This is a genomic window from Streptomyces sp. UG1, from assembly GCF_049974585.1.
Lineage (GTDB): Bacteria > Actinomycetota > Actinomycetes > Streptomycetales > Streptomycetaceae > Streptomyces.
The window spans coordinates 97,120-111,813 of record NZ_JBNGGG010000031.1 but is presented as its reverse complement, the minus strand read 5'-3'; the positions used below and the strand labels follow the sequence as shown (position 1 = coordinate 111,813).

14 protein-coding genes and 3 pseudogenes are annotated in these 14,694 nt (G+C 73.5%); 9 read left to right on the top strand and 8 right to left on the bottom strand.

What is annotated here, in order from left to right; genetic code table 11:
• The first annotated feature begins 43 nt into the window (after nucleotides 1-43).
• Together ACP4J3_RS31495 and ACP4J3_RS31490 are read left to right on the top strand one after the other, a co-directional pair.
• Nucleotides 44-1,029 (top strand): annotated as a pseudogene (locus ACP4J3_RS31495) (Acg family FMN-binding oxidoreductase).
• Nucleotides 1,030-1,208: 179 nt separating this feature from the next.
• Nucleotides 1,209-2,414 carry a globin domain-containing protein gene (locus ACP4J3_RS31490; RefSeq protein WP_426539488.1) on the top strand — a complete coding sequence of 402 codons (1,206 nt, stop codon included), beginning with the start codon at nucleotides 1,209-1,211 and terminating at the stop codon, nucleotides 2,412-2,414.
• Nucleotides 2,415-2,473: 59 nt separating this feature from the next.
• Here ACP4J3_RS31490 and narI read toward each other — a convergent pair whose 3' ends face one another.
• The 3 genes and pseudogenes from narI to narH all read right to left on the bottom strand — a co-directional run.
• A complete protein-coding gene (gene narI / locus ACP4J3_RS31485; RefSeq protein ID WP_426539487.1) occupies nucleotides 2,474-3,205 on the bottom strand; it encodes a respiratory nitrate reductase subunit gamma in 732 nt (243 codons plus the stop codon).
• Nucleotides 3,205-3,915 carry a nitrate reductase molybdenum cofactor assembly chaperone gene (narJ, locus tag ACP4J3_RS31480; RefSeq protein WP_426539486.1) on the bottom strand — a complete coding sequence of 237 codons (711 nt, stop codon included), beginning with the start codon at nucleotides 3,913-3,915 and terminating at the stop codon, nucleotides 3,205-3,207. The genes narI and narJ overlap by 1 nt, the downstream gene beginning before the upstream one ends.
• Nucleotides 3,912-5,119, bottom strand: a pseudogene (gene narH, locus ACP4J3_RS31475) (nitrate reductase subunit beta); the annotation flags it as partial. The pseudogene narH and the gene narJ, both read right to left, overlap by 4 nt.
• 89 nt (nucleotides 5,120-5,208) lie before the next feature.
• Here narH and ACP4J3_RS31470 point away from each other — a divergent pair.
• On the top strand, nucleotides 5,209-5,559 hold the full coding sequence (locus ACP4J3_RS31470) for a zinc ribbon domain-containing protein YjdM (RefSeq protein WP_426539485.1): 351 nt from the start codon (nucleotides 5,209-5,211) through the stop codon (nucleotides 5,557-5,559).
• A 10-nt stretch (nucleotides 5,560-5,569) separates the two neighbouring features.
• Here ACP4J3_RS31470 and ACP4J3_RS31465 read toward each other — a convergent pair whose 3' ends face one another.
• From ACP4J3_RS31465 to ACP4J3_RS31445, 5 genes and pseudogenes are all read right to left on the bottom strand, one after another.
• Nucleotides 5,570-5,980 (bottom strand): pyridoxamine 5'-phosphate oxidase family protein, encoded by a 411-nt coding sequence (locus tag ACP4J3_RS31465; RefSeq protein ID WP_426539483.1) that lies wholly within the window; start codon nucleotides 5,978-5,980, stop codon nucleotides 5,570-5,572.
• The gene (locus ACP4J3_RS31460) at nucleotides 5,977-6,474 is read right to left on the bottom strand and encodes a hypothetical protein (protein ID WP_426539482.1); all 498 of its coding nucleotides are present in this window, start codon (nucleotides 6,472-6,474) and stop codon (nucleotides 5,977-5,979) included. Before ACP4J3_RS31460 ends, ACP4J3_RS31465 begins: the two co-directional genes overlap by 4 nt.
• A 182-nt stretch (nucleotides 6,475-6,656) precedes the next feature.
• On the bottom strand, nucleotides 6,657-7,133 hold the full coding sequence (locus ACP4J3_RS31455; protein ID WP_426539480.1) for an ATP-binding protein: 477 nt from the start codon (nucleotides 7,131-7,133) through the stop codon (nucleotides 6,657-6,659).
• Nucleotides 7,130-7,468, bottom strand: coding sequence for an ArsR/SmtB family transcription factor (locus ACP4J3_RS31450; RefSeq protein WP_426539479.1), 339 nt, complete (start codon nucleotides 7,466-7,468; stop codon nucleotides 7,130-7,132). Before ACP4J3_RS31450 ends, ACP4J3_RS31455 begins: the two co-directional genes overlap by 4 nt.
• A 126-nt stretch (nucleotides 7,469-7,594) precedes the next feature.
• Nucleotides 7,595-7,807 (bottom strand): annotated as a pseudogene (locus ACP4J3_RS31445) (DUF4389 domain-containing protein); the annotation flags it as partial.
• Between the two features lie 916 nt (nucleotides 7,808-8,723).
• Here ACP4J3_RS31445 and ACP4J3_RS31440 point away from each other — a divergent pair.
• From ACP4J3_RS31440 to ACP4J3_RS31415, 6 genes are all read left to right on the top strand, one after another.
• Entirely contained in the window at nucleotides 8,724-9,500 is a 777-nt protein-coding gene (locus ACP4J3_RS31440) for a pyridoxamine 5'-phosphate oxidase family protein (protein ID WP_426539545.1), read from the top strand.
• 43 nt (nucleotides 9,501-9,543) lie between these two features.
• The gene (locus ACP4J3_RS31435; protein WP_426539477.1) at nucleotides 9,544-10,236 is read left to right on the top strand and encodes a hypothetical protein; all 693 of its coding nucleotides are present in this window, start codon (nucleotides 9,544-9,546) and stop codon (nucleotides 10,234-10,236) included.
• A 148-nt stretch (nucleotides 10,237-10,384) separates the two neighbouring features.
• Nucleotides 10,385-10,825: a pyridoxamine 5'-phosphate oxidase family protein gene (locus ACP4J3_RS31430; protein WP_426539476.1), complete on the top strand. Its 441-nt coding sequence runs from the start codon at nucleotides 10,385-10,387 to the stop codon at nucleotides 10,823-10,825.
• Between the two features lie 174 nt (nucleotides 10,826-10,999).
• On the top strand, nucleotides 11,000-11,575 hold the full coding sequence (locus ACP4J3_RS31425; RefSeq protein WP_426539544.1) for a hypothetical protein: 576 nt from the start codon (nucleotides 11,000-11,002) through the stop codon (nucleotides 11,573-11,575).
• Between the two features lie 38 nt (nucleotides 11,576-11,613).
• Nucleotides 11,614-12,306 carry a response regulator gene (locus ACP4J3_RS31420; protein WP_426539474.1) on the top strand — a complete coding sequence of 231 codons (693 nt, stop codon included), beginning with the start codon at nucleotides 11,614-11,616 and terminating at the stop codon, nucleotides 12,304-12,306.
• Between the two features lie 131 nt (nucleotides 12,307-12,437).
• Complete coding sequence (locus tag ACP4J3_RS31415; protein ID WP_426539473.1) at nucleotides 12,438-14,201, top strand: GAF domain-containing protein; 1,764 nt, start codon at nucleotides 12,438-12,440, stop codon at nucleotides 14,199-14,201.
• The last annotated feature ends 493 nt before the right edge of the window (nucleotides 14,202-14,694 follow it).

Here is a 14,694-nt window from a genome sequence, read left to right as displayed (position 1 = left end):
CCCGGGTCGTAGCGGTACTCGCCCGGGCGGCGAGGAGGCTGTGATGGTCGCGCAGCAGCTCGACGCCGAGACGGTGACCGCACTGGTCGCCGACGCCACGACCGCCCCGTCCCTGCACAACGCCCAGCCGTGGCGCTTCCGCTTCGTCGCCGCGGAGCGGCTGCTCGTGCTGCGCGCCGACCTCGAGCGGGCGATGCCGCGGTCCGACCTCGGCAACCGGGCGCTGCACATCGGCTGCGGCGCGGCCCTGCTGAACCTGCGCGTCGCCGCCGCCCACGCGGGCCTGACCACGGACGTCCGGCAGCCGCCCGAGCCCGGGGACCCGCCGCGGTCCGGCTGGCCCGCCCCGAGGAGACGGCGCGGGCCGACGACGCCCTGGCGTGGCTGTACCCCGCGATCCGGCAGCGGCACACCAGCCGCCACCCCTTCGACGAGAAGGACATCCCGGACGATGTGCGGGCCACGCTGGTGGAGGCCTCGGCGGCGGAGGAGGCCGTCCTGCTCTTTCCCGGCGACTGGCACGCCGAGACCCTGCTCGACCTCGTCCACGACGCCGAGAGCCGCGACGCCACGGAGCCCGGGAGCAGAGTGGACCTGGTCCGCTGGACCCGGCTCGGCGCGGAGGCGGACACCGCCGTCGACGGCGTCCCGGAGTACGCCTTCGGACCCCGCAGACGGGACGGCAAGGCCCCCTGGCGGGACTTCGCCGGGCGCCGGCCCGTGGCCGACCGCGGGTCCACCGCCTTCGAACGGCGCCCCCACCTGGCCCTGCTCAGCACCCCCGGCGACCGGCCGGCCGACTGGCTGCGCGCCGGACAGGCGCTCGAGCGGACCCTGCTCGAGGCGACCCTGGCCGGCCTGGCCACCTCCTTGACCTCCCACCCGCTGGAGAGCGACGACCTGCGCCGGCTCGCCCGAGACCCGATGTCGGGCCGGGGACATGTGCAGATGGTGCTGCGCCTCGGCTACGGCCCCCAGGGCCCGGCCACGCCCCGCCGCCCGGTCCGGGACGTCCTCGACATGGCCTGACCGAGCTTCCTCCCCGGCGGCCCGGGACCGCGTGATCGGACCGGATGGGCCCTTCCTTCGGGTTGTTCGGCCCTATGACAGCCGGCGGCGGCGCCGCGACGATCGGTGGGCCGACCGGATCCGCCGGACGGCGCCCGGCTGTGCACACCCCGGCACACCGCACCTGCAAAGGGAGATTCATGCTTTCGCCCGAGTCGGCCGCCGTCGTGCGAGCCACCCTGCCCGCCGTCGGCGGCGCCCTCGACGAGATCACGGCACGTTTCTACGGCGTCATGTTCACCGAGCAGCCCGAGCTCCTTGACGGGCTGTTCAACCGCGGCAACCAGGCCAGCGGCGAGCAGCGCCGGGCCCTGGCCGGATCCATCGCGGGCTTCGCGCAGGCGCTGCTGGCCGACCCCGACGCCCGCCCGGACGCGCTGCTGGCGAGGATCGCCCACAAGCACGCCGCGCTCGGCGTCACCGAGGACCAGTACACGATCGTCCACAAGTATCTGTTCCGTGCCATCGGCGACGTACTGGGCGAGGCGGTCACCCCCGAGGTGGCCGCGGCCTGGGACGAGGTGTACTGGCTGATGGCGGGTGCCCTCGTCGCCCGCGAGGCCCGCCTCTACCAGGAGGCGCAGGTCGATCCCCGCAAGCCGTGGCGGCAGTGGACCGTGGTCGAGCGGCGGGAGGAGACCCCGGACGTGGCCTCCTTCCTGCTGCGCCCGGCCGACGACGCCCCCCTGCCCGCGGCCCGCGCCGGCCAGTACGTCAGCGTCCGCGTGCCCATGCCCGACGGCATCCACCAGACCCGCCAGTACAGCCTGTCCAACGCTCCCGGCGACGGTCTGCGGCGCATCACCGTCAAGCGGGTCGCGAGCGTCGCCGACGCCCCCGAGGGCGAGGTGTCCAGCCAACTGCACCGCACCGTCCGGGCCGGTGACGAACTCACCCTGTCGGCGCCGTTCGGCGACGTGGTGCTCGACGACGCCGACACCCCGCTGCTGCTGGTGTCGGCGGGCATCGGCTGCACCCCGATGGTCGGCATGCTCGAGCACCTCGCGGCCACCGGAGCCGAGCGCACCGTGTGGGTCCTGCACGCCGACCGCTCCCCGGCCGACCACGCGCTGCGCGCCGACACCGACCGCGCCCTGGAGGAACTGCCGGGCGCCCGCGCCCAGTTCTGGTACGAGCAGAACGCGGCCGACGAACCGGGCGCCCACGCCGGCCTGATGGACCTCGACGACATCGACCTGCCCGCCGACGCCGACGTCTACCTGTGCGGCTCGCTGCCCTTCATGCGCGCCGTGCGCACCCAACTGCTGCGGGTCGGCACCCCCGCCCGCCACATCCGCTACGAGGTCTTCGGCCCCGACCTGTGGCTGGCCCACGCGGAGGACTGAGCCCGAGTCCCGACCCGCACACCCCGGCCCCCGCGATCGCGGGGGCCGGGGTGTCTTTCTCACCCTTCTGCCCGCACCCTGTCGCGCCGCGCCGGTGCCGGGGTGGTCGCCCGGCGCCGGTAGACGAGGTAGGGGCGGGCGAGGTAGCCGACGGGGGCGCTCCACACGTGGACGAGGCGGGTGAACGGCCAGGCCGCGAACAGCAGGAACGCGGTCAGGGCGTGCAGTCGGAACAGCAGCGGCGCGCCGCTGATCGCCTCCGGCCGCGGCTGGAGGGTGAACAGGCCGCGGAACCAGACCGAGACGGTGGAGCGGTAGTCGTAGCCGTCGCCGACGACGTTGTGGGCGAAGGTGGCGGTGATGCCGAGCAGCACGGTGGCGGACAGCAGCGGGAAGAGGAGCTTGTCGCTGCGGTCGGTGCCGAGCCGGATCTGCCGGGTCAGCAGGCGGCGCGCGCACAGCATGCCCAGACCTGCGACCATGGCGACGCCCGCCACCGAGCCCGCCCACACGGCGGTGGTGTGGTAGGCGTGCTCGCTGATGCCGACGGCCTCGGTCCACGAGTCGGGGATGGCGAGCCCCACGACGTGCCCGGCGATCACCATGAAGGCACCGAGGTGGAACAGCGGGCTGCCGAAGCGCAGCCAGCGGTGCTCCAGGAGCTGGCTGGTGCGGGAGGTCCAGCCGAACTGGTCCTGGCGGTAGCGCCAGACGTGCCCGACGGCGAACACGGCCAGGCAGATGTAGGGGACGGCGACCCAGAGGAGGAGGTCGGCTGCGGAGGCGTTCATCAGCGGTCCTCCTGACGGTGCGGGTCGGCCGGTCGGGCGAGGGTGGGCGGGGCCTGCTCGGGCGGGACGAAGGCTCCCGGCGGTGCGAACTCGCCCGCCCCGTACGGGTCGAGGCCGACGTCCTCGTTCGGCGGGCCCTGGGCGGCCAGCTCGGCCACGGCGAGCAGATCCGCCTCGGTCGGCGGCGGCAGCAGGGTGATCAGCGCGGCGAGGACGTGCCGGTAGGGGGAGTCGGCGTCGATGAGGGCGCGGTGGAACTCCAGGACGACCGGGAGATGGTCGGGCAGTTCGCCGCCGTCGGTGTCCCAGACGGCGGCACGGTAGCGCTGGGCGAGAGTGAGCAGGGCCATGCCGCGGCGGCGGGTGTCGCCGTGCAGGTAGTAGGTCAGGTACAGGCTGCTCTTGCGCCGCAGGTCGAACATCTCGACGTAGTGCCGCTCCAGCGCCTCCGGCTCCTGGTCGGCGAGCCAGGAGGTGAAGGCGGCCAGATGCCCGGCGGCGGGCGAGGGCGGCAGTGCATCGACAGTGGCGACCAACACCGGTCGCGCGGTGCTGAGTTCGGCGTCCGGGTACTGCAGCAGCAGCGAGCACAGCCGCAGCAGCAGGGCGCGCGCCTCGGCCTCCTCGGGCGTGAGGCGGGCGGGGCGGCGTACGGCCGCGCGGACGCGGGTGCGGACGATGGCCGGCACAGTGGTGGGCAGCGGGCTCACGGACGGCCTCCGGTTGTGTTGCGGCGCAGGGTGGGGATGCCGAGCATGACCTTGCGGGGCTCGTCGGGGACGGCGGACTCGACCGGGCAGCGGTTCTCCATAGCGGTGAGCGCGGCGGCGTCCTCCTTGTGGGCGGCGGGGACGACGTACCGGTCGGCGTACTTGGCGACGGCGAGGAGCCGGTGCAGGTCCTCGGCCTCGCGGCCGGTGAGGCCGACCGCCTTGAGGGCCGAGTCGTCGCCCTCGTGCCCGAGGGTGCGTTCGCGCATGTACGAGCGCAGCGCGGTGAGCTTCATCAGCACTCCGGCGACGACACCGGTGTCCCCGGCGGTGAACAGCTCCGCCAGATACTCCAGCGGGATGCGCAGCCGGGTGACGGCGGCGAAGACGTGGTCGGGATCGTCCTGGCCGCCGCCGGCCGCGTCGACGGCGTCGAGAACGGGGGAGAGCGGCGGAACGTACCAGACCATCGGCATCGTCCGGTACTCCGGGTGCGGCGGCAGCGCCACCTTGTAGCGCATGACCAGGTCGTACACCGGGGAGCGGCGGGCGGCGTCCAGCCAGTCCTGCGGGATCCCGGACTCCCTCGCCGCCGCGACGACCTCGGAGTCGTGCGGGTCGAGGAAGACACCGCGCTGGGCGTCCAGCAGGTCATGCTCGTCGGGGGTGGCGGCGGCCTCGCCGACGCGGTCGGCGTCGTACAGCAACAGCCCCAGGTAGCGCAGCCGGCCCACACAGGTCTCCGAGCAGACCGTCGGCTGCCCGGCCTCGATGCGCGGGAAGCAGAAGGTGCACTTCTCGGCCTTGCCGGTGGCGTGGTTGACGTACACCTTCTTGTACGGGCACGCCGTCACGCACATCCGCCAGCCGCGGCACCGGTCCTGGTCGACGAGGACGATGCCGTCCTCCACGCGCTTGTACATCGCACCCGACGGACAGGCGGAGACACAGGCCGGGTTGAGGCAGTGCTCGCACAGACGGGGCAGGTGGAACAGGAAGGTCTGCTCGAACTCGAACTTCACCTTCCGCGCCCACTCGCCGGTCAGGTTGGGGTCGGCGCCGGCGTGCTCCGGAGCGCCGCCGAGGCCGTCCTCCCACTTGCCGCCCCAGGTGATGGCGGTGGGCCGGCCGGTGAGGACCGAGCGCGGGCGGGCGACGGGATGTCGTTCTGGGCGGGGGCGTTGACGAGGTTGTCGTAGTCGTGGACTCCGAGGCGGGGCCGCAGGCGTGGCGCACCGACGGCTGGCCCACCTGACGTCCCTATCGGCTCACCGACTGAAAGACACCTGTGCCATGAGCGAGACCCTTCCCCCCTGCCCCGAATGTTCCGGCGCCTACACCTACGAGATGGGCGCGCTGCTGGTCTGCCCCGAATGCGGGCACGAGTGGTCGCCGTCCGAGGAGTCCGCGGCCGGTACCGCGGCCGAGGTGATCAAGGACTCGGTCGGCAACGTGCTCGCCGACGGCGACACCGTGACGGTCGTCAAGACCCTGAAGGTCAAGGGCAGCCCGACCGGAATCAAGGCCGGCACCAAGGTGCGCAACATCCGCCTCGCCGACGGCGTGGACGGCCACGACATCGACTGCAAGGTCGACGGGTTCGGCGCCATGCAGCTCAAGTCCAGCGTGGTCAAGAAGGTCTGACGGCGACGCCTCAGCGCAGGAGACGGTAACCGGTCACCAGCTCGGCCCGGATGCGTACGACATGCTCCATCTCCGTGTTGATCCACGGCGAGAGCTCGGCGTTGAAGCGGGACAGCTCCTGAGGTTCCGTCACCCGGTTCGCGGTGCCGGTGACCATCACACTCCAGCCGGTCCGGGTGGCCGCGTCGATCTCGTCGGCCTCGTACACCACCACCTCCGACGCCGACGCCGACGCCAGCAGCGCGGCCCCGGCGTGGGTGCGGATGACGATGTCGCCGCCGTCGCTCACGAGGTGGTTGACCGGCCGGATCACCGGCAGTGCCTGGTGGGTGAAGCCCACGCGCCCCATGGGCACGCCGGCCAGCAGCTCGAGCGACTCCTCCCGGTCCAGCTCGACCATGCGGGAGCCGGCGCTGGTCATGACGGCTCCCCGCGGGCGGTGCGGTGCGCGGCCCCGTGCGGCCAGAGCACGTCGACGGCGACCCCGTGACTGCGGGCGTAGGCCACGAGGTGGGCCGTGGCGTCCCGGCCGTTCGACGGCGAGCCGTCCCAGACGGCCAGTACGCGGGCGCAGGCGCGCAGCAGCTTCTCGTCCGCGCTCACACAGGCACCGCGGTCGGCCGGGTCGAACTCCAGCAGCCGCACCTGCTCCGACAGCAGCAACAGCTCCCCGGCCGCCTTGCGGTCGGGCTCGGTGAGCTGCGCGGGCACGCTGTTGTGGGACGGCAGGACCGTGACCAGGGCCAGCCCCGCCTCGCGGGCGGCCCGCCCGAAGGCAACCGGAAGTCCGCGCCCGGCCCGTACCACCCCGGCCCTGCCGGCCCGGGCGAAGTCAGCCAGCCGCGAGCGCAGCTCCTCCTCCAGCAGCGCGAGCGTCGGAGCGGTGAGATCGGGGTGCCCCACAACAGCGATCACTCTTGGGTTTCCTCTCTTCCCACCTCACAGCAGCCTTGGCCGGCCCACCAACGGCTTCACTTGATCATCTCCGGACGGGGTCCGAGTCGCGAGAGTCGGCCGGGTCCCGGATCAGGGCCGGTCGGCCCTTGCGGACCCTGGACCTGTCCCACTCGGGCATGGCGCGCCGCCGACACGCACGCTCACACGGGGATCTCGAACCGCACGAGAACGACCTTCCCGTCATGATCGACGGCCGGCTCGGCACTCACGTCCCCGTCGTAGTCGGCGGCCAGCTCGGCCACCGTCCGCAGCCCGCTACCCATGCCCTCGAGCGTCAGATCGGGCAGCCGCGGCTCGGCGTCCGCGACGCTGACGACGAGTTGCTCGCCCGCGACCGTGAGGCCTACGTCCATCAACGGCGAGTGCGCGGCGTGCCGCAGCACGTTGGCGACCAGCTCGCTGACCACGAGCAGCACCGCGTCCGCGAAGGCGGAGCCGGGAGCGACACCGGCCTCGGCGAAGTGTTCGGCCACCGCCTCGCGGGCTTCCCGTACGGCGTCGGATCCCACCCGCACCGAGGCGATGTGCCGGCGCACCGGCGGGTGGACGTGCTCGATGCCGGCCGCCGGCCGGCCGCGGTGCCACGGCATCCGGAACCTGCGGGCGCCGTCCGTCACCGCGCCGCCTGCGTGCGGCGCAGCTCGTCGAGCAGGCCCTGGCGCCCGGCCAGCAGCACGGACAGGATCCGCCGGGCCGCGGCCAGCAGGTCCGCCACATCGCCGCCCGCCAGCTCGTACACCACCGTCGAGCCGGTACGGGTGGCGGTGACGATCCCGGAGCGGCGCAACACCGCGAGCTGCTGCGACAGATTGGACGGCTCGACCTCGATCGCCGCGAGCAGATCACGGACCGGCTTGGGGCCGTCCTGCAGCAGCTCCAGCACCCGGATGCGCACGGGATGCCCGAGCATGCGGAAGAACTCCGCCTTCGTCTCATACAACGGAACCGGCATCTCGACCACCCCTCCCCCCCCGAAGACCTGCCTGACCAGGCACCTGTCGAATTGAAGAACTCTTCAAGATGATAGGGGACGCGGGCGTCCCCGACGGAATCCTCAAGTCGTGGTCCCCTTCGGCGCCGCCGGCTCCGTGCCGCCCATGTCGAGGCGGAACGGCGGGTAGCGGTCCGTGCCCAGGGCGCCGTACGAGTAGTACGCGACCCGCCAGCTCCAGCGCAGCATGCCCAGGTTGAAGTCGAACAGGGCACGTGGGTAGCGCTCGGTGAACAGGATGGCGAAGAACGCCACCACGCGCACCGCGACGAACGCGATCCAGAGGAAGAACAGCACCAGTCGGCCTCCGCCTGGGACCATCGGCCCCTGCCCCCCCGTACCGACGGCCTCCCACCCTCGAAGGCACCGGCACTGCATCCGTCCGACGCCCGTGCGGGAGGAGGGCACCATGCACACCGCACCCCTCGACACGGCGACCCTCGAAGCCTGCGTCTCGGCCGCTGTGGCCGCACCCTCGATCTTCAACACCCAGCCCTGGCGCTACCGGCTGGACACCGGCACCGGCACCCTCGAGGTGCACGCGGCCCCGGAACGGACCCTGCGCCACGCGGATCCCATCTGCCGCGCCCTGCACATGTCAGTGGCGGCCTCGCTCCTCAACCTCCGGGTCGCGGTGGCCCACTTCGGCCGGTCACCCGTCGTACGCCTGCCGCCCAGCCCCGACGACCCCGGGCTGCCGGCCACCGTCCGGCCGACGGCGCCGCTGAACCGGCACACCGTCGGCCACCGCCCCGACCTCCGCCCGGTGATCCGGCTCCGGCGCACCAGCCGCGTCCCCTTCTCCGGCCGCCCGCTCCCGTCACCCGTGGGCGCCGAACTCGCCGAAGCCGCCCACACCGAAGGCGCCTCGCCGGCCTTCCCGGTGGCCGCCGAGACGGCCCGACTGCTCCGCGTGGCCGCCGAGGCCGAGCAGCGCGACCGCGCCGACCCCGACCGCGGGCCGGAGAGCCGCCGCTGGGCGCACCCGAACCCGGACGACCCCGCCGACTTCGGGCTCCCGCGGGCGGCGCTCGGCCCGCAGACGCGCGCGGATGCTGATCCGCCTCGGCTACGGCCCGGAGGGCCCCGCCACCCCGCGACGCGACCAGCGAGCCGTGCTCGACGCGGGCGGGTGGACAGGCGGCCGGGCGTCTTGGCGCGTACAGCAGGGCCGGTCGGCCCAAGCGGATGTCGATCGCGGTGGACACACTTGGACATGCGGGCCTTTCCGGCGTCGCGTCCCGCAGGCACCCGGCCGTTCCGGCGGGCTGATGAGGAGGAGGTGGGCACCGTGCCCGGACAGGCAGCAGCAGGCACGGCGAAGGTGCCGCCCGAAACCGCACGGGCCGATCTCGGGCGCCGTCTCCTGCGCAGGCGGGCGGAACTGGGCCTGACGCGGCGTGAGGTGGCCGTCCTGGCGGGCATGGCCCCCGGCTATCTCCGCTATCTGGAGGAGTCCCCGGCCCCCGCACCGAGCATCAGCGCCCTCATCCGTCTCGCGGGCGCCCTGCGGACGAGCGTGACGGGGCTCACCGGCGGCGACGTCGATCTGCCGTCCGGCCGGGGTACGGCCGCCCGGAACGCGGAGTTCGCGGAGCTGGGCGTCGAGGAGTGCTGGCGGCGGCTGTCGACACATGGTGTGGGCAGGCTGGCGGTGACCCGGGCCGAGGGGCCGGTGGTGCTCCCCGTCAACTACAGCGTCGTGGACGGCTCGATCGTCTTCAGGACCGCGCCCGGCTCCGTTCCCGCGCAGGTGCTCGGCACCCGGGTCGGTTTCGAGGTCGACCATATCGACGAGGCGTTCAGCGGGGGCTGGAGCGTGCTGGTGTGCGGCCGTGCCTGCGGCGTGACGGATCCCGAGGCCAGGCGCCGACTGGAGGAGCGGGCGTACAGCAAGCCCTGGGCGGGCGGCGGGCGCGACATGTGGGTGTGCGTCGACCCGGTCGAGATCACCGGCCGCGTGATCAGGGACCGCTCGCCCGCGCACAGGTGAGATCCCGCGCCCCGGCCGGCCGCGCTGTGGTGGACTGGACGCCATGGAAGCGCGGGTGGTCGGGGTGGACGTCGGTTCGGTGGCCCTGGGGCGGTTCGCCTGGGCCGCACTCGACACACCGGCGCCGTCGCTCGTCGGCCAGGGGACCGACCCCGGGACGGCGGTCCGGTCGCTGGCCGCGGCTCTGACCTCCGGCGGCCGGGCCGCACTCGTGCTGGAGGCACCCATGTCCGTGCCGGTTCCGGCCACCGACCGGGCCGACGGGTGGCAGGCGCTGGGCCGGGCGCGCACCGGTGAGGGGAACCGCCCGTGGTCGGCGGGCGCGGGCGCCGGCGTCCTGGCCACCGGAGTCGCACAGGCCGCCTGGATGCTGGGGCGCGTCGTCGACGCCGTACCCGGCGTGGCGGCGACCACCCGGCCGGACCGGTGGACGGCCGCGCACGGCCCGCGACTGCTCCTCGCCGAGGCCCTGGTGTCCGGCGCGGGAAAGCCCGTGCCCACTCAGGCCGGACCGCACGCTGCCGACGCGGAGGCGGCGGCCCGGGTCCTGGCCGAGCGCCTGCCACGACTGCCCGACCTCGCGTCCGACGTGCGCTGCGCCCCGCACCGCCCCTTCAATCTGCTCGCCGCCGCGGCGCTGTGGGCGGGCCTGGACATCCCTCGCGACGAACTCCACCAGGACGTGCTCGTGCTGGTGGCCCGTCCCGCCGTCCAGGGGGACGCAGGGCGGGAGTAGCCCCCGCCCGGGTGCCGGTGCGGGACGGTCGTCCCTGCCGCGGGGCCGCTCGCCGTCAGGGCCGGGACCCAAGGGCCCTCACCGCCTGCCGTGGCCGGGCGACACGATGGAGTGCACAAGGCGGCTGCAGGCGAAAGACGGACTGGCCATGTACCCCAACGACGGTTTCCGTGAGCTCGATCGGCGGGAGTGCCTGCGCATGCCGGCGAAGGCACCGGTCGGCCGAATCGTCTACACCTGCTTCGCCCTGCCCGCCGTTCTGCCGGTCAACTTCTGTCTGGACCCCGGCGGTGCGGTCCTGCTGCGGACGTCCGCGGCCTCGGAGCTGGCCCGCGCGGTCGACGGCGCGGTGGTCGCCTTCGAGGCGGACGCGGTCGACGCCGCCGCGCGGTCCGGCTGGAGCGTGGTTGTCACCGGCCGGGCCGGCGTGGTGCGGGAACCGGCCGAGCACGCACGCCTGTGCCGGGAGGGGCCCCGCTCCTGGGTGCCCTCGCCCGAGGAGGTGTTCGTGCGGATCGAACCCGATCTGGTCACCGGACGCGAACTCGTCGGCGGACGCACGATGTACGGCGTGCACCTGGCCCCCTGAGGCGCAGCTTCACCCACCGGCCGGGGGATGGCCGGCCGGATCCTGCGAGCAGGGACGTTCGGCCCCCTCCCGCGGGTCGCGCGGCCCCTGAGATCCCGGTCGTCGAAGCGGGACATTGAGGTCGCGACGAGAGTCATCGACATCTCGAGCGGCCCTCTGGAGGGGATGAGCACCATGGCAGTCCACGACCACCCCCACCGGCACCTGGGGTTCCGGTTCCCGTCGCCGCACAGGACCGGGACGGCACCGGCGGCGGCCGCCACGACGACGGCGACCGCGACGAGCGCGTACGTCTTCGCGTCCCTGCGCCTGCTGACCGGGTTCATCTTCCTGTGGGCGTTCCTCGACAAGACCTTCGGCTTCGGCTACGCGACCCCGTCCGGCAAGGGCTGGATCGACGGCGGCTCGCCCACCAAGGGCTTCCTCAGCGGTGTCGCGGCCGGGCCGATGGAGTCCACGTTCCACGACTGGGCCGGGGCCGGCTGGGCGGACTGGCTGTTCATGCTCGGTCTGCTCGGCATCGGTCTGGCGCTGGTCCTGGGCATCGGGCTGCGGCTCGCCGCGGTGGCGGGCACGTTGATGATGGCGCTGATGTGGATCGCCCAGTGGCCGCCGGCCAAGCACCTGTCCGACGGCTCGCCGAGCATGTCGGCCAACCCGTTCGCCGAGTACCACGTCGTGTACGCCGTCGTCCTGATCGCCCTCGCGGCGGTGGGAGCCGGTACCGTCGACGACGGGGCATCGGCGTGAAAGCCCAGGACCGTGGACCACAGACAAGGAGCATCCCGATGGCTGACATCGAGCAGGCCGGCCCCGGAAACCCGATCCGGGTCTTCCTGCTGGACGACCACGAGGTGGTACGGCGGGGGGTGCACGACCTGCTGAACGACGAACCGGACATCAGCGTGGTCGGCGAGGCCGCCACCGCCGAGCAGGCCCTCGTACGCGTCCCCGCCCTGCGCCCGCAGGTCGCGGTCCTCGATGTCCGGCTGCCGGACGGCGACGGTGTGACCGTGTGCCGCGAGCTGCGCTCGCGCCTGCCCGACCTGACGTGCCTGATGCTGACCTCGTTCGACGACGAGGAGGCGCTGCTGGACTCGATCATGGCCGGGGCGTCCGGATACGTGCTGAAGCAGATCCAGGGATCCGACCTGGTGGCGGCCGTGCGCACGGTGGCCCGCGGCCAGTCGCTGCTCGACCCGAGCGCCACCACCAAGCTGATGGCCCGGCTGCGCGAGGGGGAGCAGAAGGAGGAGGAGCCGGACGCCCTGCCCGGACTGACCGACCGGGAGCGGGAGATCCTGGCGCTGATCGGGGAGGGACTGACCAATCGCCAGATCGGGCAGCGCCTCTTCCTCGCGGAGAAGACGGTCAAGAACCACATCTCCCGGCTGCTGGCCAAGCTCGGCGTGGAGCGGCGCATCCAGGCCGCGGTGATCGCCACCCAGGCCCGCGACAGGCTCAAGCAGGAGGGCCACTGAGCCCTGCCGGGTATGCATGCCCGGCTCCCGGTCGCCGCACCTGATCCCGTATCGTCCCTGCGCAGCACCACTACGAGACACACCACGGCAGGCTCGGCCGCAGGTGTGTCCAGGGGATCGGAGGACGGCCGGTGGGAAGCTCCGAGGAGCCCGGGGAGGCCCGCGTACGGCTGCCGCAGCTCAGGCTGGACGAGCTGCTGGACGAGTTGCAGGCCCGCCTCGACGCGGCCCGCGGCACCCGCGACCGGGTGCACAGCCTGCTGGAGGCGGTGCTCTCGGTCGGCCGGGAGCTGGACCTCGAACAGGCGTTGCACAGCATCGTGGAGGCCGCGGTGGCGCTGGTCGACGCCCAGTACGCCGCGCTCGGCGTGATCGGCCCCGACGGCAAGCGGATCTCGGACTTCCACACGGTCGGCGTCACCGAGGAACAGTCCGCGAAGATCGGCCACTATCCCGAGGGCCACGGCATCCTGGGCGAGCTGATCCGCCACCCCGAGCCGCTGCGGCTGACCAAGCTCTCCGAGCACCCGGCCTCGTACGGCTTCCCGGCGCACCACCCGCCGATGAACACCTTCCTCGGCGTCCCGATCCGGGTCCGGGATCAGGTCTTCGGCAACCTCTACCTGACCGAGAAGCGGGGTGGGGTGCAGTTCGACGAGGAGGACGAGTCGGTCCTGTCCACTCTGGCCGTCGCGGCCGGTGTCGCCATCGACAACGCCCGGCTGTACGAGGAGTCCCGGCTGCGCGAGCGCTGGCTACGGGCCAGCGCCGAGATCACCCACAGCCTGATGTCCGGCAGCGACCGCGGCCAGGTCCTCGCACTGATCGCCGAACGGGCCCGGGAGATCACCGGGACGGCCCTCGCCGTGGTCGCGGTGCCCATGGAGGGCACCGACTCGCTGACCGTGGAACTGGCCATCGGGCACGAGGCACAGGCGCACCGGGGGCTGGTCCTGCCCGTGCACGGCAGCCTGGTCGGCAAGGCCTTCGCGGACGCCACGCTGGTCTCCAGCCCCGACATCTCCGAGGACGAGCACAGCGAGGCGTACGGCCGCCCGGCCGAAGGCCGGGAGAAGACGTCGTCGGATCCACGGCGCCGCACCGGCCTGGGGCCGGCCGTGGCGGTCCCCATCGGCACCGGCGAGGGACTGAGGGGTGTGGTGCTGCTCGTGCGCGCGGCGGGCCAGCCGGTGTTCTCCGAGCGGGAGACCGAGCCGCTGCGGGGCTTCGCCGCCCAGGCCGCGGTCGCGATGGAACTGGCCGAGCGCCGCGCGGACGCGGAGCGGATCGCGGTGCTCCAGGACCGCGACCGCATCGCCCGCGACCTGCACGACCTGGCGATCCAGCGGCTGTTCGCCACCGGGATGACGCTGCAGAGCGCCGGGCGGTTCATCGAGCACCGGCAGGCCTCGGACCGCGTCGCACGGGCGGTGGAGGACCTGGACGAGACCATCAAGATCATCAGGTCGACCATCTTCGGGCTGCGGGAACGCGAGAGCGCGGGCGGCCCCGGCCTGCGGGCCCGTGTGGTGCGCGTGGTCGACGAGGCCGCGCCGGTGCTGGGCTTCGCACCCGGCGTGCGGATGGAGGGCCTGCTGGACACCCACGTGCCCAACGAGGTCGCCGACCATGTGGTGGCCGTCCTCTCCGAAGCCCTGACCAACATCGCCCGCCACGCCCACGCGGACCGTACCGAGGTCGTCCTCGAGACCGACGGCAGGGAACTGCGCCTCGCCGTCTCCGACACCGGCGTGGGCATCCCGCCCGACAGCCGTCGCAGCGGCCTGCGCAACATGGCGGAGCGGGCCGAGCAGTTGGGCGGTGCGCTGCGGGTGGACTGCCCCGCCGACGGCGGCACGACGCTGGTGTGGCGGGTGCCGGTCGGGGAGCGTTAGGGCCCGCATGGGCCGATCAGGACCCCGGTAGGGCCGTTCGGTCCCTGTCGTGCCGTTCCGCGGGGTTCGAGGGTGGTGCCGAGTCCGACGAGGCGGATCGGCTGATGGGGGGACCGCCTCGGACGGCCTCCCGGAAAGGGCAGGGCCGCGTTCCCCTGCCCTGCGTGCCGGGCCTGCGCGGATCAGGGGGGGGCGGGCGGTTTCGGTCCGGATACGGGCGTTCCCGTTCGTCCGGTCGGTCGGGCCCGGCACGCACCCCCGCCTCGCGGGCCTCTCGTACGGCTGCCCGGCCCGTGCCCCCGACCTGCCGACCGCCCAAGAGGCCCTGCCGCAGGGGACGTTCGGCACCTGGGGCCCCTGCCCCGTGCGGGTGAGGCTGGTGCGGACGCACGGCAGGCTCGTACAGGGGAGGTGCCATGGAGGCTTCCACCGTCACCTCGGTGTCCACGCTGCGCGCCGCACACGAACGGCCCCCGACCTCGCCCGGAGCGCC

Excerpts from the sequence above, each read along its gene's own strand:
- ACP4J3_RS31430 (WP_426539476.1), top strand. The coding sequence starts at position 10,385 with ATGTACCCCAACGACGGTTTCCGTGAGCTCGATCGGCGGGAGTGCCTG.
- ACP4J3_RS31450 (WP_426539479.1), bottom strand. The coding sequence starts at position 7,468 with ATGCCGGTTCCGTTGTATGAGACGAAGGCGGAGTTCTTCCGCATGCTC.
- narI (WP_426539487.1), bottom strand. The coding sequence starts at position 3,205 with ATGAACGCCTCCGCAGCCGACCTCCTCCTCTGGGTCGCCGTCCCCTAC.
- ACP4J3_RS31425 (WP_426539544.1), top strand. The coding sequence starts at position 11,000 with ATGGCAGTCCACGACCACCCCCACCGGCACCTGGGGTTCCGGTTCCCG.
- ACP4J3_RS31470 (WP_426539485.1), top strand. The coding sequence starts at position 5,209 with ATGAGCGAGACCCTTCCCCCCTGCCCCGAATGTTCCGGCGCCTACACC.
- ACP4J3_RS31490 (WP_426539488.1), top strand. The coding sequence starts at position 1,209 with ATGCTTTCGCCCGAGTCGGCCGCCGTCGTGCGAGCCACCCTGCCCGCC.
- ACP4J3_RS31435 (WP_426539477.1), top strand. The coding sequence starts at position 9,544 with ATGGAAGCGCGGGTGGTCGGGGTGGACGTCGGTTCGGTGGCCCTGGGG.
- ACP4J3_RS31440 (WP_426539545.1), top strand. The coding sequence starts at position 8,724 with ATGCGGGCCTTTCCGGCGTCGCGTCCCGCAGGCACCCGGCCGTTCCGG.
- ACP4J3_RS31465 (WP_426539483.1), bottom strand. The coding sequence starts at position 5,980 with ATGACCAGCGCCGGCTCCCGCATGGTCGAGCTGGACCGGGAGGAGTCG.
- ACP4J3_RS31420 (WP_426539474.1), top strand. The coding sequence starts at position 11,614 with ATGGCTGACATCGAGCAGGCCGGCCCCGGAAACCCGATCCGGGTCTTC.